The sequence below is a fragment of the Saccharopolyspora hattusasensis genome (genome assembly GCF_050972075.1).
In the GTDB taxonomy this organism is placed as follows: Bacteria; Actinomycetota; Actinomycetes; order Mycobacteriales; family Pseudonocardiaceae; genus Saccharopolyspora; species Saccharopolyspora hattusasensis.
Genome location: NZ_JBPCDC010000001.1, coordinates 178,984 through 201,684, shown reverse-complemented (window position 1 = coordinate 201,684; position 22,701 = coordinate 178,984). Strand labels below are relative to the sequence as shown.

Below are 22,701 nucleotides of genomic sequence, written 5' to 3'. Positions count from 1 at the left end.
GTCAACCTCGGCGACGTAAGTTGCAGAGTCAGGACACGTTCTTGCACGTTTCCTGAACGGTTCCTCGGTCATCACGGTACGTAGATGTTGATCAATCTACCGGGTGATCTCGGCGGCCGATGACGGGAGCATCGCGTGGCGGGTGCCGGGAACGGATTCCCGGCACCCGCCTGCCTCGGGTGATCAGAATTCTTCTTCGTCGCCCTCGAAAACCTCTTCCATGATCTCGCCCGCGACCATTCCGCCGAGGAATCCGGCGCCGGCGCCGAGCGCGGCGCCGGCGACCATGCCGCCCATCCCGGAACCGCGCCGATGGTGCTCTTCGTGGTAGCCGTGCGGTTGGTGGCCGTAGCCCTGGTGCTGGTCGTAGCCGCCCATGTGGTGGCCCATGCCGCCGCGTCGTTCGGCGGCCTGCTCGAGCCAGCCGTGGATCTGCCCCGCCCAGTCGGTGGTGAGCGCTTCCTCGTGGGTAACGTGGAAGCGGCCGAAGGCGTCCTGGCTCGGGGCGAAGAACCCGCCGCGCTTGTCCGCCTCCAGCACCACGTCCAGCCCGTGCGGGCCGGCGACGAAGGTCAGCTCGACCTCATTGATGCGCCCAGAGAACTGCGGCGGCGGGAAGAACTCGATCTCCTGGAAGAATGGCAGTTCCTGGCGAACGCCGTGCAGGTGGCCTTGCTCCAGGTCGGCGCTCTTGAAGTGGAAACCGAGCTGGGAGAACGCTTCGAGCACCTTCTCCTGCGCGGGCAAGGGTTCCACGATGACCGGGTCGAGGTCGCCCTTGTTCGCGACCTTGGCGATGGCCAGTTCGGTGCGCACGCCGAGGTCATGCCGTGCAGGTGCTGGCCGTAGACGCTGGTGATCGGCGTTTCCCACGGCACGGGCAGCTCGAACGGGATGGTCTTGTTCTCGCCCTCGCGCAGCGCGAAGTTCCCGGCCACCACGGCGCGGTGGAACTCCACCCCGGCGTGTCCGTCGCGGCCGCCGTGCTCGGTCTCGGTGCGGGTGACGAAGCCGAGCGCGACGTGCTCGACGTTGACGTCCTGCTTGCCGCCGGTGATGCGGACCTCGCCGACGAGGTTCTCGCCCGGGCGGACGTGCGGGTGATGCAGCACGGTGTCCACCGACGGGCCGCCGACACCGAGCGCGCCCAGGAGCTTCTTGAAGACCATTCTGCTGGACCTTCCTTCTCTCTTCGCTGTCAGTTGATTGCGGTGCGTGTTCTCGAATGGGTAGCGGGTGGTGCGGCTCCCCGGTCGATCGGAGATTCGGCGCGGCCCGGTCAGCGTTGTTCTGCGGGGCCGTGAGCCTGCGCGATGCACTTCGGCGTTTCCGCGTTCGACGTCCCGGAAGGCCGAGGGGGCATGCGGGGGCGCAGGAAGGGGGAGTTGGTCGTCCGGGGGAGGAGCGCTCGCCGGTTCTCGGCCGCACGGCGCGGAAGCGCGCAGAACTCCCAGTGGTCCGAAGTGGACGATGTCCAGGTCCGCGGGTGGCGTCGACTCGCGGACGTGTGGCGACGCGGCTCCGCGCGGCCTGCCGACTTGCGGTGGCGTCAGCGTCCTTGTGGGGTCCGCGCTCCTCGAACTGCCAGGAGCGCGGCTGGGACTGCCTGGATCATCGTCCATGTCCATTGGAACGGAACAGTAGAGCAGCGAGTTCCGGACAAACACCCCAAAGATCGTGATCAACACAACATCGCCCGTTTGGTTGAGTCGGCGCGAGTTCGTGTATCTGTCCGGACTTGACCGGCTGGGCGCGACGGACTGCGGTCGCCCAAGAGTGTGATCTCGATCTAGTTTGCTCGCTCGGGTGCCAGCCCATTCGGGATATACTGTGTCCCTTTCCTCCCCTTTGTTTGTCTAGGAGTGACGTCTTCAGTGCGCGAAGCGCAATCCCCAGAGGGCAGTACCGGGCCGGGACATAGTCCCGGCTTTCCGCGACTGGTGGCCGATGCCCCGTTCTGGGGTGGTCGGTGATGGACATCCTGTTGGCCGTTCTCGGCCTTGTTTTCGTTGGCGTGTTGACGTTGGGCACCGGGTTGGCGGTTGCCGCGGAGTTCTCGCTGACGTCTCTGGAACGCAGTACGGTGGACGCGCATGTGCGTCAGGTCGGTGACCGGCGTGCGAGGGCGGTGCAGAAGGCACACCGGACGTTGTCGTTCCAGCTTTCCGGCGCCCAGGTCGCGATCACGTTGACCACGCTGGTCACCGGGTACGTGGCGGAGCCGTTGATCGGTGACCTGATCCGCCCGGGGCTGACCGCGCTCGGGTTGCCCGGTGAGGCGGCCGGGGCGGTGTCGCTGACGCTGGCGATCCTGCTGGCCACGACCCTGTCGATGGTCTTCGGGGAGATGGTGCCCAAGAACCTCGCCATCGCGCGCCCACTGCCCACCGCCCGTGCCGTGTCGGGCTACCACGCCCGGTTCTCGCAGGTCTTCCGGTGGCTGATCGATGCGATGAACAATAGCGCCAACTGGGTCGTGCGCCGTTTCGGCATCGAACCCCAAGAAGAACTCCGATCCGCCCGTTCCCCCGAAGAACTCGGCTCGATCGTGCGCTCCAGCGCCGAACACGGAACGCTGGACTCCTCGACCGCGCAACTGATGGACCGGTCGCTGCGCTTCGGCGACCGCACGGCCGAGGAATTGATGACCCCGCGCGTCCGCGTGGAATCCCTGACCGTCGGCGACAGCGTGATGGATCTGCTCGACACCGCCCGCCGCACCGGGTTCTCCCGCTTCCCTGTGCACGGCGGTGATTTGGACGAGATCCACGGTGTCGTCCACGTCAAGCAAGCGTTCGGCGTCCCCGCCGGACTCCGCGAAACGACCCCGGTGAGGTCGCTGGCCCGCCCGGTGCCGACCGTGCCGGAGACATTGGACGGCGACGCGCTGCTGAACCGGCTGCGCGGATCGGGGTTGCAGCTGGCCGTGGTGGTCGACGAGTACGGCGGTAGCGCGGGCATCGTGACCCTGGAGGACGTCGTCGAGGAGATCATCGGCGACGTCCGCGACGAACACGACCGCCGCGAAATCGCCGCGGTGCGCCGCCTCGGTGACGACACCTGGATCATCTCCGGACGACTGCGCCCGGACGAACTGGCCGAGGCCACCGGATTCGCCATGCCCGACGGGGAATACGAGACCGTTGCCGGCTTCGTGCTGGCTCGACTGGGACGCATTCCCGAGGTCGGCGACCACCTCATCCCGGACGGATGGCGGCTGGCCGTCACCCGGATGGACCGCCACCGGATCGCAGAACTGCGCCTCACCCACCAGCCGACCCACGCCGAGGCCGTGGAGGAGGTTCGATGAGCGACGGTTCCGCGATCGTGCTGGGTGTTGTCCTGCTGCTGCTCAACGCGTTCTTCGTGGGCGCGGAGTTCTCCCTGCTGTCCTCCCGCCGGGACCGGCTGGAAGCGCTGCTGGCCCAAGGCAAAACCCGCGCCCGAGTGGTGATCAAAGCCAGCCAGGAAGGCTCGCTGATGCTCACCAGCGCCCAACTCGGCATCACCCTCTGCTCCCTGGGCCTGGGCCGCCTCGGCGAACCCGCCGTCGCCCACCAACTCCGAACACCCTTCACCGCTCTCGGCATCCCCGACACCATCACCCACGCCGTGGCGTTCACCATCGCACTAGCGATCGTGGTCATACTCCACGTCCTCGTCGGCGAAATGGTCCCCAAAAACCTCGCCATCGCCGAACCCGAACGACTCGCCCTCTGGCTGGTCCCACCCCTGGTCGGCTTCGTCAAACTCGCCCGGCCACTCATCGCCCTGTTCAACATGATGGCCAACACCGTGCTCCGCCTGCTACGCGTAGAACCCAAAGACGAACTCGACACCGCCTACACCTCCGCCGAACTCGCCGAACTCCTCGTCGAATCACGCCGCGAAGGCCTCCTCGACCAATCCGAACACCGCCGACTCGCCCAAACACTGTCCTCAGTGGAACACACCGTCGCAGACGTCCTCGTCCCCCTAACCGACCTCACCACACTCCCGCAACACCCCACCCTCGGCGACGTCGAACAAGCCGTCGCCCACACCGGATTCTCCCGGTTCCCCCTCCGCCGCGACGACGGAACACTCACCGGCTACCTCCACATCAAAGACGTTCTCGACCAAGCCGGACACGACCCCACAACCCCCATCGCCCCCGCCCGCATCCGACGACTACCCACCGTCCCAGCCCACGCCCGCCTCGACCACGCCATGACCTCCCTACGCCGCACAGGCAGCCACCTCGCCACCGCAACCGACACCACCGGCCAACCCATCGGCATCGTCGCCCTCGAAGACCTCGTCGAGGAATACGTCGGCACCGTCCGCGACGCCACCCACGTCGAGTGATCCGGACAACCCGGCGATAGGTGGTGCGGCCATGCACGTCGACAGGCGTGCCCGGCCGCACCACCGGCGGCCTCGAGACCGCCGGTGACGTTCCCGCCAGGGCCCTGACCCTGCCGGGTCATCGAGGGGCCGGATCGGTGCGGCCGGGCCTACGCTGAGCTCGTGCGGCTGTCTGAAGTGCTGAAACGGTTGCTCGTCGGCCGGCCGGTGCGCAGTGACCGGCTGGGGGAGACGCTGTTGCCGAAGCGGCTGGCGCTGCCGATCTTCGCCAGCGACCCGCTGTCCTCGGTCACCTACGCCACCCAGGAAATCCTGCTGGTGCTGTCGCTGGGCGGGCTGGTGTTCCTGCACCTGACGCCCTGGGTCGGGCTCGCGGTGGTGGTGCTGCTGGCCATCGTGGTGGCGTCCTACCGGCAGGTGGTGCACGCCTATCCCAGTGGCGGCGGATCGTACGAAGTCGTCTCGGAGAACCTGGGTTCGTCGGCGAGCCTGGTGGTGGCCAGTGCCCTGCTGGTGGACTACGTGATGACCGTGGCGGTGTCGGTCGCGGCCGGGGTTGACAACATCATCTCCGCGGTGCCGGAGCTGAACCCGCACCGGGTGGGGATAAACCTGCTGTTCATCGTCGTGCTGATGGCGATCAACCTCCGCGGCGTGCGGGAGTCTGGCCGGGCCTTCGCGGTGCCGACCTACCTGTTCGTCGCCGGGGTCATGCTGATGATCGTCGTCGGGCTGGTGGGGACCGCGGTGGGCGCGCCCCCGGTGGCCGAGAGCGCCGGGTACGGCATCCAGCCCGAGCAGGCCGGGCTGACCGGGCTCGCGCTGGCGCTACTGGTGCTGCGCGCGTTCTCGTCGGGTTGCACCGCACTGACAGGGGTCGAGGCGATCTCCAATGGCGTGCCAGCCTTCCGCCGCCCGAAGGCCGTCAACGCCGGCCGGACGATGCTGGCGATGGGCACCATCGCGATCGTCATGTTCAGCGGCGTGACGGTGCTGGCGATGATCTCCCAGGTCCACGTCGCGGAGAGCACCTGCGACCTGGTCGGCTTCGCAGGCAACTGTGAGACCGATCCGCAGCGGACCGTGATCGCCCAGATCGCCGCCGCGGTCTTCGGCGGCGACAACACCTTCCTGTTCTACTACCTGCAGGCCAGTGCGGCGCTGATCCTGATCCTGGCCGCCAACACGGCGTACAACGGGTTTCCGCTGCTGGCGTCGATCCTGGCCCAGGACCGCTACCTGCCGCGGCAGCTGCACACCCGGGGCGACCGGCTGGCGTTCTCCAACGGCATCGTGCTGCTCTCGGTCATCGCCGGTGCGCTGATCTACCTCTACGAGGGATCGGTGACCGGGCTGATCCAGCTCTACATCCTGGGTGTGTTCACCTCGTTCACCCTCAGCCAGATCGGCATGGTGCGGCACTGGAACCACGAGCTGACCACCACGTCCGATCCCGCGCAGCGGCGGAAGATCCACCGGTCCCGGCTGATCAACGGGTTCGGCGCGGGCATGACGGCGGTGGTGCTGGCGGTGGTGCTGGTCACGAAGTTCACCCACGGCGCCTACCTGGTGGTGATCGCGGTCCCGGTGCTATACGTGCTGATGCGGTCGATCTCCCGGCACTACCGCCAGGTCCGCGAGGAACTGCGGCTGGACGACGAACCCGCCACGCTGCCCAGCCGGGTGCACGCGATCGTGCTGGTGTCGACGCTGCACAAGCCGACGGTGCGGGCGCTGAACTTCGCGCGCGCCGCCCGGCCGGACACGCTGACGGCGATCACGATCAACGTCGACGACGAGGACACCCGCGCACTGCAGCAGCAGTGGGAGGAGCGGGACATCGGTGTGCCGTTGAAGGTGGTCGAGTCGCCGTACCGGGAGATCACCAAGCCGATCGTCGACTACGTCAAGCACATCCGGCGCACCAGCCCGCGTGATGTCGTCTGCGTCTACATCCCGGAGTACGTGGTCGGGCGCTGGTGGGAGAACCTGCTGCACAACCAGAGCGCACTGCGCCTCAAGGGCCGGTTGCTGTTCGTGCCGGGTGTGATGGTCACCAGCGTCCCCTGGCAGCTGCACTCCAGCACCGTCCGCCACCCGGACCGGGAGGCGCACAGCCCCGGTGAGGTCCGGCGCGGCATCAGCCGCACCTTCCGCCCCGGCCCCGAGCACCGGTGACGGTGCCTGGCCGCGCCATGGCGGGAAGCGGAGAACACCCGTGAGTGTTTTTGGGTGCTATGGCACCCAAAAACACTCACGGGTGTCCGAGCCCTTCGGGAGATCACCGGATCAGTCCGGCTTCGGATGACGTGACCAAGCGCGGCTGCCAGGTCGGCCACCCAAGCTCAGTCACTCGAGTTACTGTGTCTGGCCGTCATGCTACGCAAACCACTTTCGGAACGGGCCTTGGCTTAGCGCCGCCGCGACTCGCCGCGCCTGCGCGCCTGAGCCCAGCGCAAGGCGTTGTTGGCCAGACGTGAGGCCTTGCGCACGGCCGGGTTCTGCGTGAGAACGTGCTGCTGGTAGCGCCAGGGCGGCTGCAAGCTGTTCCGGGTGGACATCGCGTAGCAGAAGTCCACGGCATTGCGATCCGTGTAGCGGTCGGCGTTCTCGAACCACGCCATGCTGGTGCGCGCCGAGGACTGCGCCATGCGCAGCGCGGCGTGGCCTTCCAGGTCGAACTCCTTGAGCGCCATGGCCATTTGCCCGCGCTCCAGCAGTTTCTGCGCGAGCATGACCGCATCGATGATGGCCAGCCTGGTGCCCGAGCCGAGCGTGAAGTGCGTGGTGTGCGCGGCGTCGCCGATCAGGATCATGTTGTCGTGCCGCCAGGTTTCGTTGTAGACCTGCGTGAACCGCTGCCACGACGCGGGTTTGCCCCGAGAGGAACTGATCAGCGAATGCCCAGCAAGCGGCTTGTCGAAGATGTCCTCCAGCAGCCGCATGCTCTCGTCGGCGCCGAGCTGGTCCAGGCCGAGCCCGTGCCAGGTCTCCTCCTGGCATTCGACGATGAAGGTGCTGACCCCGGCGCTGGACGGGTAGGCGTGGAACCAGATCCAGCCCTGCGGGGTCTCCTCGAAGTCGAAGGTGAACTTGTCGAAGACCCGGTCCGTGCCCAGCCAGATGTAGCGGTTGCGCCCCTGGGACACCTCGGTGCCGAACTCGTCGGCGTACTGCTGCCGGGTCCGGCTGTTCGCGCCGTCGGTGACCACGATCAGATCCGCATCGGAGAATTCCGACAGGTCCTCCACCGCCCGCTCGTACTGGATGTCCACCCCGAGCATCGCGGCCCGATCGGCGAGTATCTCCAGCAGCGGCGCGCGGTTCACGCTGTAGCCGTACCCGCTGAGGTAGGCGTGTTCGGTGCCGTGCAGCGAGACGATCTGTTCCTGCCAGAGCGTCGATGCGGCGCGGATCCGCTGCGCGCTCTCCCGGTCATTGCGGTACAGCGTGTCCAGCAGGTCGTCCCAGTACACGACGCCCCAGCCGTAGGTGGCGCCCGGTGGATCGCGTTCGATCACCGTGATGTCGTTGCCGGCGTCGCGCAGCTTCGCCGAGATGGCCAGGTAGAGGCCGGCTGGTCCGGCCCCGATGCACACGATCTTCATGAGCGTCTCCCCACGAGCGGCGGACGAGTGGTCGGGCCCGGTGGCCCCGTGCCGAATGCTCGGGAGAAGGCACGAGCGGACCAGCATCAGCGTAGGTCGGGTACGCCCCCGTTGTACCCCGGCCGGAAGTTGGCCGCACCTGGCACCGCGCTAGCCCCGACGCTTTCACGTCATGGACGTGGCAGGGCTAGGGGCTTTGGACCCGAATCGCCGCGGCCGTAGGCCTTTCGGGCGGAGGAGCCTGTGCCAGGCTCGTCCTGCGTGGCGGTGCGGGGAGCGGAACCTCAGCCACCGCCCGGACTCCGGGAGCCCCGAATTCGGCCCGGGACTCACTCCGCGCGCAGCTCGACGACCCGCACGCAATAGGCGGGCAGCGGGATCTTGGAAAGTTCTTCACCGGTTTCGAGGTCGTGCAGTGAATATCCGCTCGCGAGCGGAGTTGCCGCGGCTTCCTGGTCGTGCTGGCCGACGAGCCAGACGAACCGCCGCCCGTCCTCCTGCTGCAGCACCTCGCGGCCACGTATGCCTGCTGCAGCGAGCTGCAGATGAGCGGTCGGTCGTCGTCCGTGGCTGAACGAGTCCCCGCGCCCCAGGAACTCGGTCACCACCAGGGCCGCCTGCGCGTCGGTGCGCTCGCAGCGGTCGAAGTCTGCAGTGGACAGGATGTCGGCGAACGCCGCCAGTTCGTGCAGCGTCGGTTTCGGCTTCCCGGTGTTGTCGGTGATCCCGAAGTGCCGGACATGTGCCCCACGATGAAGGTCGGGAGCGACGACATGCCGATCTCCTGGTGCACGTCCAGGAAGTCGGCGAAGTGCTCGACCTTGGCCTCGACGCTGTCCGGCGTGGGGCATGAAGTCGGGCCAGTAAAAGAAGGAACGGTCTGCCGCAGGCCATGCTCGAAGCGCACCCGCAGTCCCTCGCGCACGACCTGGGGTGAGCAGTTCCGCCACATCAGCGGGCCGCCGGTCCGCGACCAGAAGTTCGCGCCGAGCGGCACTGCCGGTTCCCCGGCAACCGAGATCTTGGCGGAGTTGCGTCGCATCAGATGCCCTTTCGTCATTGATCCACTGTGGATCGTTGATCGACGCGCGGAGCGGCGGCGGGGATCGTAGGCTTTTCTGGTGGCGGATCACGGCGGTGACTTGGCCACGCCCGACGGTGAACGGGCTGGTCGACTACCGCGGGGCTTGGTCGTGCTCCTGGGGATGGCCTCGGCAGTGGTGGTCGTCGCCGGGGTTCGGGCCGCCGCTTGGCTGATCGCGCCGACGTTCCTCGCGCTGGTCATCGTGATCGTGACGAACCCGGTTCCGGCGTGGCTGATCCGGAAGGGCTGGCCGCGCTGGCTGGCAACCACGGTGCTGGTCGTGTTGGTGTACGCGGTGCTCATCACGTTCGCCCTGGTCGTGTTCGTCTCGGTGGCCCGCTTGGCGGAGGTCCTCCCGCACTACGCGCAACGCGCCGACGCGCTCGGCGCCGAAATCGTCCAGGGGTTCGCGAAATTCGGCATCGGGCCAGAGCAGATCAAGACCGCCGCGAGCAAGGTGAACTACACCGAGCTGGCCGGGTTCGTCGGCGACTTGCTGTCCGGGGTGGCGAGCGTGAGCTCCAACCTGGTGTTCCTCCTGGCGTTGCTGTTGTTCCTGGGCATCGAGACCAGCGGGGCCGGCCGCAGGCTCGGAATCGTGTCCGACCGGCATCCGCGGATGGCCGAGGCACTGGTCGGTTTCACCCGTGGCACCCGCAGCTACCTGGGGGTCTCCACGGTGTTCGGACTGATCGTCGCGGTACTAGACACTATCGCCTTGGCGCTGCTCGGGGTGCCGCTGCCGGTGTTGTGGGGGCTCCTGGCGTTCGTCACCAACTACATCCCGAACGTCGGTTTCGTCATCGGCCTGGTGCCGCCGGTCCTCCTTGCCATGCTCCAAGGAGGTTGGCAGCTGGCCGTCGTCGTGGGCGTCGTTTACACGGTGCTCAACTTCGTCGTGCAGAGCCTGGTGCAGCCGCGCTTCGTCGGCGACGCCGTCGGACTTTCCGTCACCGTGACCTTGTTGTCGCTGGTGTTCTGGACATGGGTGGTCGGGCCGCTGGGGGCGGTGCTTGCCATCCCGTTGACGTTGCTGGTCAAGGCGTTGCTGGTGGACAGCGACCCGCGCGCGGCGTGGGCCGACGCGTTCCTCGTCTCGGACCGGGTCAGCACCGAGGAGATCAACCGCCGGTGGCGACGAGGAGGATGAAGATCAGGCAGACGATAATGTTGACCAGCCAGCTGCGGGCGTTCATCCAGTCCCTGACCCGTGGCATGGCGATGATCGCTCGCTTGTGGAAGATCAGGTAGAACAGCAGCGGCAGGGCGACGAGGAACGTCGTGGCCGCGATGAAGGGCACGGCGTCGCCGTACCCCGCGCCGTGGTGCTGCAGGTTCATCCCGACGGTGAGCATGACCACGACGTCCGACGGCATTGCCAGGATGACCAGCAGGCCGGTCTTGAACGCGGTGGTCGGGGTCGCCGAGAGCAGGGTGCCGAGCCATTTCGGTGGTTCCGCTGTCTTGCGCCCCAGGTAGTTCCGCACCGCGACCAGCACCAGCAGGGCGATGAGCACGATCTGGATGGCCTTGCCCAGCGTGCTCGCCTCCGGCGACTCTCCACCGACGGGCACGGCGCTGCCGAGCAGTGCAGCCAGTACGCGAGCGATCAGCACGCCGGCGGCCGTTGCCAGGACCACGCCCATGAGGAACGCGATGGAGACCCGCACCGCGCGCGACGTGGTCACGAACACGATCGCCGACATGATCTGCGGTCCGGCCACCATGGTGATGGCCAGGGGCAGGACTTGCTGGTGCACGGCTCGCCTCCGCGCTGCGGGATGCGCGGACTACCTGCTGCTGACCTCTCGGCCGTGAGCGGCCAACGCGTAGATCACGATCACGTCGAGCACGATCACGACCGCCGACCACAGCGGATACGCCGTGAAAAAGGCGAGGTTGGCCAGCACGCTGATCACCGCGATGACGATGGCCACGGCACGTGCCCAGGTGCGACCGCCGAACAGCCCGATTCCGGTGAGGACGAGCACGGCACCCGTGATCAGGAAGCTCCAGCCGACCCCGGCGTAGCTGATCTGGACCGCCCCGGCCGGCATCACGTACGTCGTGCCGGAGCGGGCGAATGCGATCACCCCGTTGATCACCTGGACGATGCCGGCCAGCAGCAGGACGACGGCCGCGAAGTACACCCATCCCACCCATCCGGTGTGCGTGCGTCGTGCTCTGTGCGTTGTCATGTCGCCGCCCCCTCCGCTTGCCCGGACCGTTCTATCGGCAGGCCGATCAGGCACGCGCTCTGCCAGGAATTCACCGTGCGGGAGCTGGAACGGCCGGTTCCAGGGGCCAAAGGCCCCGGCTTTCAGATCGGGGGCGGCGCAGAATCGTCGTACCGGAAGGTGGTCCGATGCATCGGGGATGCCGAGGTGCCGATGATGCCAGCAGCTCTCTTCGAGATGCCCGAGCCCAGCTCGCCGGCCGGCGAGCAGTACGGCATCTGGGCCTACCTCGCCGTATTCGTGCTCGTGCTGCTCTCATCCGCCGGGGTACCGGTCATCGGGACCCTGGCGGTCGGCGGCAGCGCGGTGCTGGCCAGCCAGGACCACGTCGCCCTCGCCGGCGTCCTCATCGCCGCGGTGCTCGGCGGGAGGCCGGTGGGATCGTCGGCTACCAGATCGGCCTGCGGTGGGGCCGCCGTCTCATGGAGCACCTCGGGTGGCGCGAGGAACAACGGCGGAAACTCCTCTCTCTCGGGGAACAGCTCTACGCCACCTGGGGACGCCTCGCCGTCTTCGTCACCACCGCGATGATCTCCGGCACGGCGAAGATGAAGTTCTCCCAGTTCGTCGTGTGGAACCTGGTCACCACGACCGCTTTCGTCCTCGCCGTGGGTCCTGCCTCCTACGGCGCGGGCAAGATCGTCCGCGGCCACCACGATCCGGTCAGCGTCGCGATGCTGGTCTTCGGTCTGGTCGTCGCCGCCGTCCTCGCCTGGATTGCGGTGCGCCACCGGCGGCGGAGCAAGCCGGTTCCGGCGCCAACCCGGTCTTGACGAGGCTCGGGCTCAAGCCGCCGTATGCGTCGGCCAGGCCCGGCGTGGGTGAAGCGGCGCAGCGGAGTGGGGCGCTCGGTGGCCCGCTCGGCTTCCAAGACCCGGGTCGCGCGGCGTGTCCATTCGGTCGGAGCGGTGTCTGCAATGGTGCGTCGTCTGCCATGGTGCGTCGCCTCGCGGATCAGATTGGGGCGGGCGAGCATAGCGACTGCTCTATTGAGTGCGGATCCGGCGTCGACGACTACGCATCGTGGTTCGACTCACGTCACGTCCAGCACTACGCGGATGCCAAGGCGGTTTGTTCCATGATCAGCGCTGACGACCGGTGGGCCGACCGGTATGCACCGGTCGGCCCATCGTCGGGTGGCGGGGTCAGTCCCAGTAGGCTGCGGCCCGCTTGTGGAGCAGTTCTCGGTACTGGCGCGTGGTGTTCTCGTGCAGCTCGCCCGTTCCCCAATCGACGATCACGCCGTACCGCCTGATCGAATCGAGCATGTCCAGTTCGCCCGCGCGATACCGGTGGGCCACCACGTGCGGGTCCTCCACCAACCAGCCCCGCCGCTCGGCGGCGATGGACCTCCGGAGCTCCTCGGTGGCGGCGATGTCCACTTCGTACCGGTCCAGCTCGGGGTCGAACGGTTCGACGACGACGCCGTAATCCTTGGCCGCACGCTCGATCGAGACGTATCCGTCGATCACGTCTTCGACCACGAGAGCGGGATCCCGGGTGAGCGGGTCCCCGTGACCGCCGCCACCGGCCGACGGCCGGGTGAACGTATCGCCGGGCTCGATCGCGACGTTCGAGAACGTCGCGCCGAGGAACCGCTCGTCTTCGGTGCCCTTGTTCAGCCAGACGCCGTGCGGCAGCGAGGGCAGGCCACCGGCGATGCCCCAGGTGATCGACCGTGCGCGGTCGCAGCAGTACGACATCACGGTGCTCTCGCAGTCGGTGAGCACGCCGCCCTTCTCCAACCCACAGCCGCCGCGATGGCGTCCCGGTCCACCGGAGTCCGTCACGATGGTGTGCTCGGTGGTCAGCACGGGGGAGAGCCGTTCCTGGCCTTCGACCGGCTGCACTGCGAGGCCCGGCCCGAAGACGGGCGCCGTCGCTCCCGATCCGTCCTTGGTCGCTCGGCCGCCCCAGCCGCCGGCCATCCAGTCGTACCACATGAAGTAGGGGCGGTCCTCCGTGCGGCCGTCCTTGCCGCCGACCAGCAGGTACTCGAGGTTGAACGCGCAAGCCATGGCCCGCTCGGGCATGACCTGCGACCAGATCTCGAAAAGCGCGTTCATCAGCTTCTCGTAGGGGCCGGAGCAGAATCCGGTGACCGCGGTCGGCCAGCTGGCGTTGACGACCGTGCCCTCGGGGCCGAGTTCGGCGTGCACCACCCGGTACAGCCCGGAGTTGAGCGGCACGTCGGGGAAGAACGTCTTGGTTCCGGCGTACAGCGCCGAATGGGTTGTGCCGTAACCGGAATTGAGGAACGTGGACACCGCCGGGGCGCTGCCGGACAGGTCGTAGTGGATGCCGTCGTCGTCGATGCGCATCTTGACCGAGATCGGCACCAACCCTTCCGGCTTGCTGGGGTCGGCGTCGAGGTAGTCGACCGTTTCCCATTCGCCTTTGGGGAGTTCGGCCAGCTTGTGGCGGACGATGCGTTCGACGTAGTCCTGGGCGCCGCCCATCGCTGCCACGACGGTGTCCCTGCCGTAGTGGTCGACCAGGCGGAGGATTTCGCGCTCGCACACCGCCGTGGCTTCGGCCTGCGCGTTCAGATCGCCCATGCAGCTGTACGGCGATCTCGTGTTGGACACCAGCAGCTGCGCCACGTCGCGGAGCTGGCGTCCCCGGTGCCACACCCGGACCGGGGTGATGCGGAGGCCTTCGCTGAAGTGCTCCTTCGCGTTGACGTCGAAGGAACCGGGGACGTTGCCGCCGATGTCGGCCCAGTGGCCCTTGTTCTGGGCGAACCCGATGATCTCCGCTCCCACGAAGATCGGCCGGATGAAGCTCACGTCGTTGAAATGCGTGCCGCCTCGGTAGGGGTCGTTCACCGCGAAGACGTCACCGGGGTTGATGTCGTCGCCGAACTCCTCCAGGACCGCCTTGCACTGGAAGTGCAGCGTGCCCACGTGCACTGCGATGTCGGCGCTGCCTTGCATCACGGTGTTGCCGTCGGCGTCGCACAGCGCGGAGGAGAAGTCGCGCGCGTAGATCACGAAGGAGTAGCAGGTGCGCATGATCTGCTCGCTCATCAGGTCGACCGCGGTGACGAAGGCGTTCTTCAGCACCTCGAAGGTCACCGGGTCGAGGCCTGCGGGGGTCACCGCGCCGGATGGCGCCGGCCGCTGGTCGGACGTCATGGTTCAGGCCTCCGTCAGGTGGATGCGGATGTTCAGCCACTCGTCGATCTCCACCCGGGCATCCGGCGGTACGACGGTGGTGGAGTCCAACTGCTCGATGACCGCGGGCCCGGTGAGCCGGCACCCGGCGGGCAGCGCGGCTCGGTCGTGGACGGGTGTGTCGATCCATCCCGGGCCTTCGAAGTACACCTTGCGGTTCTGCTGCGCCGTCGGCGCTGCACCGGTCGTGACCTCGTGCGGAGCGACCACCGGTTTGGGCGTGACGCCGATCGCGGTCAGCCCGAGCTGGTAGATCTGCACGGGCGTCTCGTCCCTGCGGAACGAGTACTCCCGTTCGTGCTGCTCGTGGAACAACTCGATCGCTTCGCGGAGGGCATCGGGCCCGCTACCGCACTTCACGGTCAGGGACCGCCATTGGCCCAGGTAGCGCATCGAGACGGTGCGCTGCAGAACGCCGTCCTCGGCGCTGACGCCCTCGTGCCGCAGCCGGGCCGATGCCTCGGCCTCCAAACCGGCGAACGCGTTCTCGAACTCCTCGACGTCGGCCTCGTCGCCAACGGCGTCGAACATCGCCGACAGGTCGTGGCGGATGTCGACCAGCAGGCACCCGAGCGCCGACGTCACACCCGGGTTCGGCGGGACGACGACGGTCGGGATGTTGAGCTCGCGCGCCACCTCGGCACCGTGCAACCCGCCCGCACCGCCGAAGGCGATCAGGGCGAAATCGCGGGGGTCGTAGCCGCGGCGGATCGAGATCAGGCGGACCGCGTCGGCCATGTTGGCGTTGGCGACCCGGAGGACGGCGCTCGATGCCTCCTCGATGCTGAGCCCGAGCGGCCGGGCCACCTGGTCGCGGAGGGCGTTCTCGGCCAGTTCCGGGTACAGCACCTTCGCCCCGCCCGCCAGGGCGGTGCCGAGGCGGTTGAGCACCAGGTTCGCGTCCGAGTTGGTGGGTTCGGCGCCGCCCGTGCCGTAACACGCCGGGCCGGGCGAGGCGCCCGCCGACTGGGGGCCGTTGCGCAGGGAGCCGGCCTCGTCGATGTGGGCGATGGAGCCGCCGCCGGCGCCAATGGTCAGCACTTCGATCGACGGGAAGATGATCGGGTACCCGTACTCGACCGACCACTCCTTGGTCACCCGGAGCTCGCCGCCGTGAACCATGGCGATGTCGGTGCTGGTGCCGCCCATGTCCAAGCCGATGGCGTTGGCGTAACCGCACTGGGCGGCGACGTGCCGGGCGGCGATGGCGCCCGCGGCGATGCCGGATGCAGCCAGGCGGACGGGATACCGCTCCACCATGCGCGGCGTCATCGACCCGCCGCCGGAATGCAGCAGCAACAGGTCTCCGCGATAGCCACCCGCGCTCAGCTCTTCGGCGAGCCGGTTGACGTAGCCGCTGACGAGCGGCGCGAGGACGGCGTTGGCGACGGTGGTGTTGAACCGGTCGTGCTCGAAAATCTCCGGGAGGATCTCCGCGCTGGTGGAGATCGCGACCCCCGGCAGTTCCTCCTCGAGGATCTCCCGCATCCGGATCTCGTGGGCAGGATTGGCGTAGGAGTTGACGAAGCAGACGGCCACGGTCCGCGCCCCGCGCTTGCGGAGCAACGCCGCCACGTTTCGTGCCTCGGACTCGTCGAGCGGTTTCACGACGTGGCCCGCGTAGTCGATGCGTTCGGTGACCTCGAAGCGATCCCGGCGGCGGATGTACGGCGGGGACACGTCGTGGTACGCGTCCCACAGGTCGTCCTTGGTCCCGTCGCGGATTTCGATCACGTCCCGGAAACCGGTCGTCGTGACCATCGCGGCGGGCTGGAAGTTCCTGGTGATCAGCGCATTGGTGGCGACCGTCGTCCCGTGCGAGAACAGCGACACCTCGGAGAGGTCGATGCCGCCGCGTTCGACGCCGCTCAGCACGGCGCGCATCGGGTCGTCCGGGGTGGATGGAACCTTGGTGACTCGGATGCTCCGGTCGTCCTCGTCGAACACGCACACGTCGGTGAACGTGCCGCCGACGTCGACGGCCACACGCTGTTTTGCCATGTGGAGGCCTCCTCGAAAGTCGTGCGGGTCGGGCTGGTATCCGCCGCCGGCTGCGGTTGGAAGAGAAGGTTGCCCCACGCTGTAGGCGCTGTCACTATGAAAATTACAAATGCGGCGGAGTTGATCTGTCCTGTCCCACAGTTCCAGCGCCGGGGCGCGGAGAGGACGTCGATGAGCACCGATAGCCGCGGCGGCTGGCCGCAGCTGGCCTTGCGCAACCTCGTCGACGAGCCGAGCCTGCAGCTGACCGTGGAGGAACCCGGCGACCTCTCGGCGGTGGTCGGCTCCGCGCACTCGATCGAGATCGCCGACGCCGCGAGCTGGCTGCGCCCGCGCTCGATCGTGCTCACCACCGGCCTGCAGTTCACGGCCGCCCCGGAGGATCCCGCGCCACAGAGGCAGCTGATCGCCGACCTCGTCTCGGCCGATGCGGCCGCCCTGCTGTTCGGCACGGGCGTCCACTTCGATCGGGTTCCGCGAGCACTCCGCGCCGCCGCGCGGGAGCGGAACTTCCCACTGCTGAGCGTGAGAGGCGGGAGCCGGTTCGCCGCCATCGAGGACTTCATCAACCGCGGCGCGCTGTCCGCGGAGACCTACCTGCTGAAGCGGGCGGTCTGGCTGCAGAACGACCTGCTGCACGCGTTGTCGGCGGCAGACCCGGTGAGCGCCCTCGTGGTCCGGCTCGGCACGCTGTGCAAGGGGGCAGCGGTCCTCTACGAGGGCGCGGGGCGGATCGTCGCCTCGACTGGCCACGGGCCCCTGCGGTTGGTTTGGGAGGAGATCAGCGCGCGCGAGCCGGGACCGCAGCGCTTCGTGGTCGGGCAGTGGATGGTCGCAACCCGGCCGTTCCGCCTCCGGGGGTCCGGCTTCCAGTTGGCGGTGGCGTCGCGGAACAGGTCGCTGCTCGACGACATCAGCCCAGAACTGCTGGAAACGGCGGAACGGGTACTCGCGGCGGCCAATGCCTCGCGGTCACTGGTGATCAGCCAAGAACGAGCGGAGGCCGCCCGAATCGTGTCGGCACTGCGCGGTGGCGTGACCACCTCGCAGGTGCGCCAGACCTGGGACCGGTTGCGGGCGTTCGGTTTTCGGGTCGGCGACGACCTCCGCGTCGTGGCCGCGAGCGCGATCGGCGACCGCGCCGCACGCGGGTCGACGACCACCGCCGAAGCCCTCCTGGAAGCTGCGGAGGCCGAGGGCGTGCCGCTGGTTCTGTCCGACGACCGCGACGCCGAAGATCCGGCGACCGGGCTGACGGCCGTCATCGCGGAGCGAGACGCCGCGGCTGCCTGGCTCGGGGTGCTCGCGCGCACCCACCTGGTCGGGGTGAGCGGTGCCTTCAGCGACATCACGGTGGCGAGCCGGTACGCCCACGAGGCCGAGACCGCCCGGCACCTGGCCGGCCGCCGCCATGATCGGGGCAGCAACCAGACGATCGTTCGACTTGACGAGGTCGATTTCGCCGCATGGCTGCTCACGCGCCGCGACGACGCCCAGGTGGCCGACCGGTTGGAAAGGCACTTCGGCGACTTGATCAAGGCGCCGGGTCTGGTCGAAACGGTGGTGCTCTACCTGGCTTGCGATCAGGACGTGAAGCGAACCGCCGAGTTGCTGTTCATCCACCCGAATACGGTGCGCTACCGCCTCCGCAACGTCGAGAAGCTCGTCGGAGGCCGGATCACGTCGGCGCAGGTCGTCGCGAACCTCTACCTCGCGTTCCAGGACGACATCCTCGCCCACACCAAGCGGGACCCCGGCCGACAACACCTATGAACGCCGCGGAGTCACGGTCCACGCCGGCCACGGATTCCGAAGTGGACGGTCTGTGCCGCGATGGCTGCGGAGCTGACACCGGGAGCTGGAAATGCCACCGGCCGATGAGCATCCGCATCAGGTGCGCCGAAGCGACTGTCGCTCAGGACGGGAGCGGGAGGCCGTTCACGAGGAGGGTGGTGAGTTCGGCTTGGGGGACCGGGCGGGCGAACAGGAAACCCTGGTAGACGTCGATCCCGACGTCGCGGAGCAGGTCGAACTGCTCCGCGGTTTCGATGCCCTCGGCGACGCTCTGGCAGCCCAGCGCGCGGGCGAGGTCCGCCACCGCCTGGGCCACCGCCAGATCCCGGGAGCCGACACCGAGATCGGCGACGAAGCTGCGGTCGGCCTTGATGATCTGCGCCGGCAGGTCCTTGATCCGGGCCAGCGACGAGTAACCGGTGCCGAAGTCGTCGACGGCGAACCGGACGCCGCGCTCGACGAGGTCGAGCATGGCGCGGCGGGGTTGCGGCGGCAGGTCGACCAGCACCGTCTCGACCAGTTCGAGCACGACCCGGTTCGGATCGATGCCGGACTCGGCGATGGCGTCGGTCACCTCGGCGGTGAAGCCGTGGTCATCCGGCAGCAGCCCGGCGAGGTTGACGGCGATGCCCACCGGGCGCCCGCCGACATCGGGCCAGGCGGCGGCGTGACGCAGCGCCGTGCGCAGCACCCACCGGTCCAGGTCGCGCATCAGCCCTCCCTGCTCGGCAACGGGCAGGAAGACGTCCGGGGGGAGCAGACCGTATTCGGGATGCATCCAGCGGACCAGCGCCTCGGCGGACACTACGGCGCCCGCGGCGTCCACGACGGGCTGGTAGTGCAGCACGAGACCGTCGTTGTCGATGGTGTCGCGCAGCTCCCCCTCGAGCCGCAGCTGCCGGTTGATGGACTCGGCCAGGCCTGGATCGGCCAGCGCCACGCGCCCCGGTCCGCGCCGCTTCGCCCGGTACATGGCGGCATCCGCGAAGCGGAGCAGGTCCTCGCCGTACGCCCCGGCGCCGTCGAGCACCGCGCCGCCGACCGCTGCGGACACCTGGACCTGCTGGCTTTGGAGCCGCACCACGGTGCGCAGCAGGCCGGATACGGTCTCGGCCAGCGCTTCGAGCCCGCCCACCGCCTCGACGTCTGGGCAGACCACCACGAACTCGTCGCCGGAGAGCCGGGCCGGGGTGCACCCTGCGGGTACGCCGCCCTGCAGCCGTCGGGCCAGGGTCGCGACCAACTCGTCGCCGGCGTCGTGCCCCAGGGAGTCGTTGATCCGCTTGAAGTTGTCGATGTCGCAGAACAGCACGCCGACCCGGTCGGCGCGGGGGCCGCGCACCAGTTCGTTCAGGAGCTCCTTGACCGCGCGGCGGTTGAACAGGCCGGTCAGCGAGTCGTGGGTGGCCTGGTAGTGGAGTTCTTCGGCCCGCTGGTGCCGTTCGGTGATGTCCTGGAACGCCACCAGCCAGAACAACCGGCCATCATCCTGCACCGCCGCGGTGCAGCGGAGGTCGCAGTGCACCGGCCGGCTGTCGGTCCGCTTCAGCACGCGATGGGTGGGGGCATCTAGGATCGGCGCCCGCGGGATCATCGGCTCCAACCCGTCCTGCGGGTGCAGCAGGTCGTCGGCCCGCGTGTCGTGCAGTTCGGAGATCCCGGCGCCGAGCAGGTCGCACAGCGCGTCGTTGGCCCGGGCCAGGCGTTGCGATTCGTCGAACAGCGCGATGCCGACCGGCGTCAGACCCATCAGGTTGGTGAATCGCTCACTGGAGCGCTCCAGCCGGGCGCGGGGTTCGGTGTCGTCCCTTACGACCTTCGCGTAGCCGCGCAGGCTTCCGTCGGAGGACCGCAACGCGGCGGTGACCACGTGGGCCCAGAACCGGCTGCCGTCCTTCCGGACGCGCCACCCCTCGCCCTGGTGGTAGCCGGTGCGCGCGGCGTGCTCCAGCTCCCACTCCGGGGGGGTTTCGGCGAGCAGTTCGGGAGGGTAGAACAGCGAGATGTGCTGCCCGACGATCTCGTCGCTGCGGTAGCCCTTCAAGCGCTCGGCGCCGGGGTTCCAGCTGGCCACGCGCCCGTCCAGGTCGAGCATGAAGATCGCGTACTCGTTGATGGCGGTCGCCAGCAGGTCAAGCCCGACCTCTTGCGTCCGCAGGTGAGGAGGACCGGCATGCCCCGAACGGGTTAGCCCATCGCTCGTCCGCAGGTTGATCACCTCCTGAATGCGCCCGGCGTCATGAGGTTGCCCCCGCCGAGGGTAGCCATGGCCCGGACCGGGTGACAGCCTTCGGGCGGTGTGACGCCCAGTAAACGTGTGCAACGACACTGTGCCAGGTCGGCTCCGCGGCTCGTGGATGGTCCGACGCCCGCCACGCGCTTGATCTACTGTGGAGCTGAGGTGGCGAATTGACCGCCATCGCTCGTCGCAGGTGAATTCCCAGTGCCTTCTCAGCGTTTTCCAGCGGGAGGGCGCGGTGTCGCCGGTAGCGTGGAAGGCGCAAGCCCGGTGGGTGACGAGTGGTCGGCTGGGCCGCGGCGCCGGAGTGAGGCCGGGCTTGGCGGGTTCCCCGACGACCCGGAATCGGCAGCCATCGCGTGCGCGCGGCGGCGACCCGGATCCGTCAGGAGGACGTCATGAACCAGAGTCGATTCGGCACGACGGCGCCGCCCACGGAAGCTTTCGGCGAAGTACCGCCCGCTGCGATCCCCGCACAAGCAGGCGTCGACACACCAGCACCACATGCCGCAGCGGCCCCGGCTGTTAGCAGCGCGGAGCTCGTGATCGCCCGCGGCCCGCAGGCGGGCACGGCCATCCCGGTCACGGGAACGCCGCTGACGGTTGGTCGCAGCCGGGATTGCGACATCACGCTCGACGCGCCGACCGTCTCCCACTTCCACGCCCAGATCCACCACGACGGCGAGCAGTACACGATCACGGACTCCGGCTCGCTGAACGGCACCTATGTCAACCACACCCCGGTAGACCGAGCCGGGCTGGCGGACGGGGACGAGGTCTGGATCGGAACCTTCCGATTCACCTTCCGCACGAAGTAGGCGATGGCGATCTTGGGATCTGCGCGTTCAGTGGGCGCCGCTGGTCGCGACGTCGTCGGTGTTGCCGGAGTGGTCGGGTGCCGCCACCGGGATCATCGCGAGCAGCCCGATCAGCAGGATGAGGACGATGCCGCCCATGCCGGCGCGTTGGGTGCCGAACAGGGCGATGAAGCCGCTGAAGGCCAGTGGTCCGAGAAAGCTCACGGCCCGTCCGGTGGTGGCATACAGGCCGAACACCTCGCCTTCCCGGCCGGGGGTGGCGATGCGGGCGAGGAAGGTCCGGCTGGCCGATTGCGTCGGCCCGAGGAAGATCGCCAGCAGCAGCCCGCACACCCAGAACGCCGGTTTGCCGGGCAGCACCACCAGTGAGCTACCGACCACGACCAGCCCGGTCAGCGCGGCGAGGATGACGGTTTTCGGGCCGAACCGGTCGTCTGCGCGCCCGCCCAGGAACGCGCCCAGGCCGGCCACGAGATTCGCAGTGATCGCGAAGACCACCACTTCGCTTGCGGTGAAGCCGAAGGTGCCCGCCGCGATCACGCCGCCGAAGGTGAAGATCGCGGCCAGGCCGTCCCGGTAGAGCGCACTTGCGATCAGGAACCCCAGGGTGCGCCGCTCGGTGCGCCACATCCGCGCCAGCCTTTTGCCGAGCACGAGGTAGCTGCCGAGGATGGCGTGGCGCAGCGGCTCGCCGGACGATTCCGCTTCGGGGACGAAGAAGAACAGCGGCAGCGCGAACACCGCGAACCACGCGGCCGCGAACACCGCTACGACGCGGATGTTCAGGCCGTCCTGGGAGGTCACGCCGAACAACCCGACTTCGGGTTGCACGAAGCCGATGAGCACGATCACCAACGCGATGAGGCCCCCGAAGTAGCCCATGCCCCAGCCGAAGCCCGAAATGCGGCCGATCGTCGCCGGCGTCGAGACCTGGAGCAGCATCGCGTTGTAGTTCACCGTCGCGAACTCGGAGAACACGCTGCCCACCGAGATCAGCACCAGCCCCAGCAGCAGGTACCGCGGGGCGTCCTGGACGAAGAACAGTCCGGCCGTGCTGGCCACGACCAGCGCGGTGTGAACCGCCAGCCACCTCTTGCGCCGTCCGCCGGCGTCGCTGCGCTGACCGGTCACCGGCGCCACCAGCGCGATGCACACGCCCGAGATCGTGAGCGCGAGGCCCAGAGCCTCCGACCCGCGCTTCGGATCGGCGGCCACGCCCTCGGTCAGGTACACCGTGAACACGAAGGTCAAGATCACGGTGTTGAATGCCGCGGAACCCCAGTCCCACAGCGCCCAACTGATCACCCCGCGCACGTCCCGCTGAGCTGCGGGCGGAGGATTCGCAGACATGGCCACGTCACGATCAGACCAGCAGACACCGGGCGCAGCCAGTCGAA

The 22,701-nt window shown here is 68.3% G+C and carries 16 protein-coding genes and 1 pseudogene; 8 read left to right on the top strand and 9 right to left on the bottom strand.

What is annotated here, in order from left to right; translation table 11 throughout:
• Positions 1-183: 183 nt before the first annotated feature.
• Positions 184-1,169, bottom strand: a pseudogene (locus ACRXBZ_RS01020) (sporulation protein).
• Positions 1,170-1,972: 803 nt separating this feature from the next.
• On the opposite strand from ACRXBZ_RS01020, the gene ACRXBZ_RS01015 reads away from it, so the two are divergent.
• From ACRXBZ_RS01015 to ACRXBZ_RS01005, 3 genes are all read left to right on the top strand, one after another.
• On the top strand, positions 1,973-3,310 hold the full coding sequence (locus ACRXBZ_RS01015) for a hemolysin family protein (RefSeq protein WP_433877336.1): 1,338 nt from the start codon (positions 1,973-1,975) through the stop codon (positions 3,308-3,310).
• Positions 3,307-4,347: a hemolysin family protein gene (locus ACRXBZ_RS01010; protein ID WP_433877335.1), complete on the top strand. Its 1,041-nt coding sequence runs from the start codon at positions 3,307-3,309 to the stop codon at positions 4,345-4,347. Before ACRXBZ_RS01015 ends, ACRXBZ_RS01010 begins: the two co-directional genes overlap by 4 nt.
• A 162-nt stretch (positions 4,348-4,509) precedes the next feature.
• Positions 4,510-6,525, top strand: a complete 2,016-nt coding sequence (locus ACRXBZ_RS01005; RefSeq protein ID WP_433877334.1) for an APC family permease — start codon at positions 4,510-4,512, stop codon at positions 6,523-6,525.
• Positions 6,526-6,758: 233 nt separating this feature from the next.
• Here ACRXBZ_RS01005 and ACRXBZ_RS01000 read toward each other — a convergent pair whose 3' ends face one another.
• Positions 6,759-7,955 (bottom strand): FAD-dependent monooxygenase, encoded by a 1,197-nt coding sequence (locus ACRXBZ_RS01000; RefSeq protein ID WP_433877333.1) that lies wholly within the window; start codon positions 7,953-7,955, stop codon positions 6,759-6,761.
• Between the two features lie 329 nt (positions 7,956-8,284).
• Positions 8,285-8,806, bottom strand: a complete 522-nt coding sequence (locus ACRXBZ_RS00995; RefSeq protein ID WP_433877332.1) for a hypothetical protein — start codon at positions 8,804-8,806, stop codon at positions 8,285-8,287.
• A 270-nt stretch (positions 8,807-9,076) separates the two neighbouring features.
• Between ACRXBZ_RS00995 and ACRXBZ_RS00990 the strand changes: the two genes are divergently transcribed.
• On the top strand, positions 9,077-10,189 hold the full coding sequence (locus ACRXBZ_RS00990; protein WP_433877331.1) for an AI-2E family transporter: 1,113 nt from the start codon (positions 9,077-9,079) through the stop codon (positions 10,187-10,189).
• Here ACRXBZ_RS00990 and ACRXBZ_RS00985 read toward each other — a convergent pair.
• On the bottom strand, positions 10,161-10,799 hold the full coding sequence (locus ACRXBZ_RS00985; protein WP_433877330.1) for a GAP family protein: 639 nt from the start codon (positions 10,797-10,799) through the stop codon (positions 10,161-10,163). The genes ACRXBZ_RS00990 and ACRXBZ_RS00985 overlap by 29 nt on opposite strands.
• A 30-nt stretch (positions 10,800-10,829) precedes the next feature.
• Complete coding sequence (locus ACRXBZ_RS00980; protein ID WP_433877329.1) at positions 10,830-11,237, bottom strand: DUF7144 family membrane protein; 408 nt, start codon at positions 11,235-11,237, stop codon at positions 10,830-10,832.
• A gap of 195 nt (positions 11,238-11,432) precedes the next feature.
• Between ACRXBZ_RS00980 and ACRXBZ_RS00975 the strand changes: the two genes are divergently transcribed.
• Together ACRXBZ_RS00975 and ACRXBZ_RS00970 are read left to right on the top strand one after the other, a co-directional pair.
• Positions 11,433-11,807 (top strand): hypothetical protein, encoded by a 375-nt coding sequence (locus ACRXBZ_RS00975; protein ID WP_433877328.1) that lies wholly within the window; start codon positions 11,433-11,435, stop codon positions 11,805-11,807.
• Positions 11,804-12,049, top strand: a complete 246-nt coding sequence (locus tag ACRXBZ_RS00970; protein WP_433877327.1) for a hypothetical protein — start codon at positions 11,804-11,806, stop codon at positions 12,047-12,049. The genes ACRXBZ_RS00975 and ACRXBZ_RS00970 overlap by 4 nt, the downstream gene beginning before the upstream one ends.
• Positions 12,050-12,421: 372 nt before the next feature.
• On the opposite strand, the gene ACRXBZ_RS00965 is transcribed toward ACRXBZ_RS00970, so the two are convergent.
• Both ACRXBZ_RS00965 and ACRXBZ_RS00960 read right to left on the bottom strand, forming a co-directional pair.
• Complete coding sequence (locus ACRXBZ_RS00965; protein WP_433877326.1) at positions 12,422-14,413, bottom strand: hydantoinase B/oxoprolinase family protein; 1,992 nt, start codon at positions 14,411-14,413, stop codon at positions 12,422-12,424.
• Positions 14,414-14,416: 3 nt separating this feature from the next.
• Complete coding sequence (locus ACRXBZ_RS00960; protein ID WP_433877325.1) at positions 14,417-16,453, bottom strand: hydantoinase/oxoprolinase family protein; 2,037 nt, start codon at positions 16,451-16,453, stop codon at positions 14,417-14,419.
• Between the two features lie 171 nt (positions 16,454-16,624).
• On the opposite strand from ACRXBZ_RS00960, the gene ACRXBZ_RS00955 reads away from it, so the two are divergent.
• Entirely contained in the window at positions 16,625-18,226 is a 1,602-nt protein-coding gene (locus ACRXBZ_RS00955; RefSeq protein ID WP_433877324.1) for a helix-turn-helix domain-containing protein, read from the top strand.
• A gap of 142 nt (positions 18,227-18,368) precedes the next feature.
• On the opposite strand, the gene ACRXBZ_RS00950 is transcribed toward ACRXBZ_RS00955, so the two are convergent.
• Positions 18,369-20,465: a putative bifunctional diguanylate cyclase/phosphodiesterase gene (locus ACRXBZ_RS00950; protein WP_433877323.1), complete on the bottom strand. Its 2,097-nt coding sequence runs from the start codon at positions 20,463-20,465 to the stop codon at positions 18,369-18,371.
• Between the two features lie 419 nt (positions 20,466-20,884).
• Between ACRXBZ_RS00950 and ACRXBZ_RS00945 the strand changes: the two genes are divergently transcribed.
• On the top strand, positions 20,885-21,304 hold the full coding sequence (locus tag ACRXBZ_RS00945; RefSeq protein ID WP_433877322.1) for an FHA domain-containing protein: 420 nt from the start codon (positions 20,885-20,887) through the stop codon (positions 21,302-21,304).
• Between the two features lie 27 nt (positions 21,305-21,331).
• Here ACRXBZ_RS00945 and ACRXBZ_RS00940 read toward each other — a convergent pair whose 3' ends face one another.
• Positions 21,332-22,654: an MFS transporter gene (locus tag ACRXBZ_RS00940; protein WP_433877321.1), complete on the bottom strand. Its 1,323-nt coding sequence runs from the start codon at positions 22,652-22,654 to the stop codon at positions 21,332-21,334.
• Positions 22,655-22,701 lie beyond the last annotated feature (47 nt).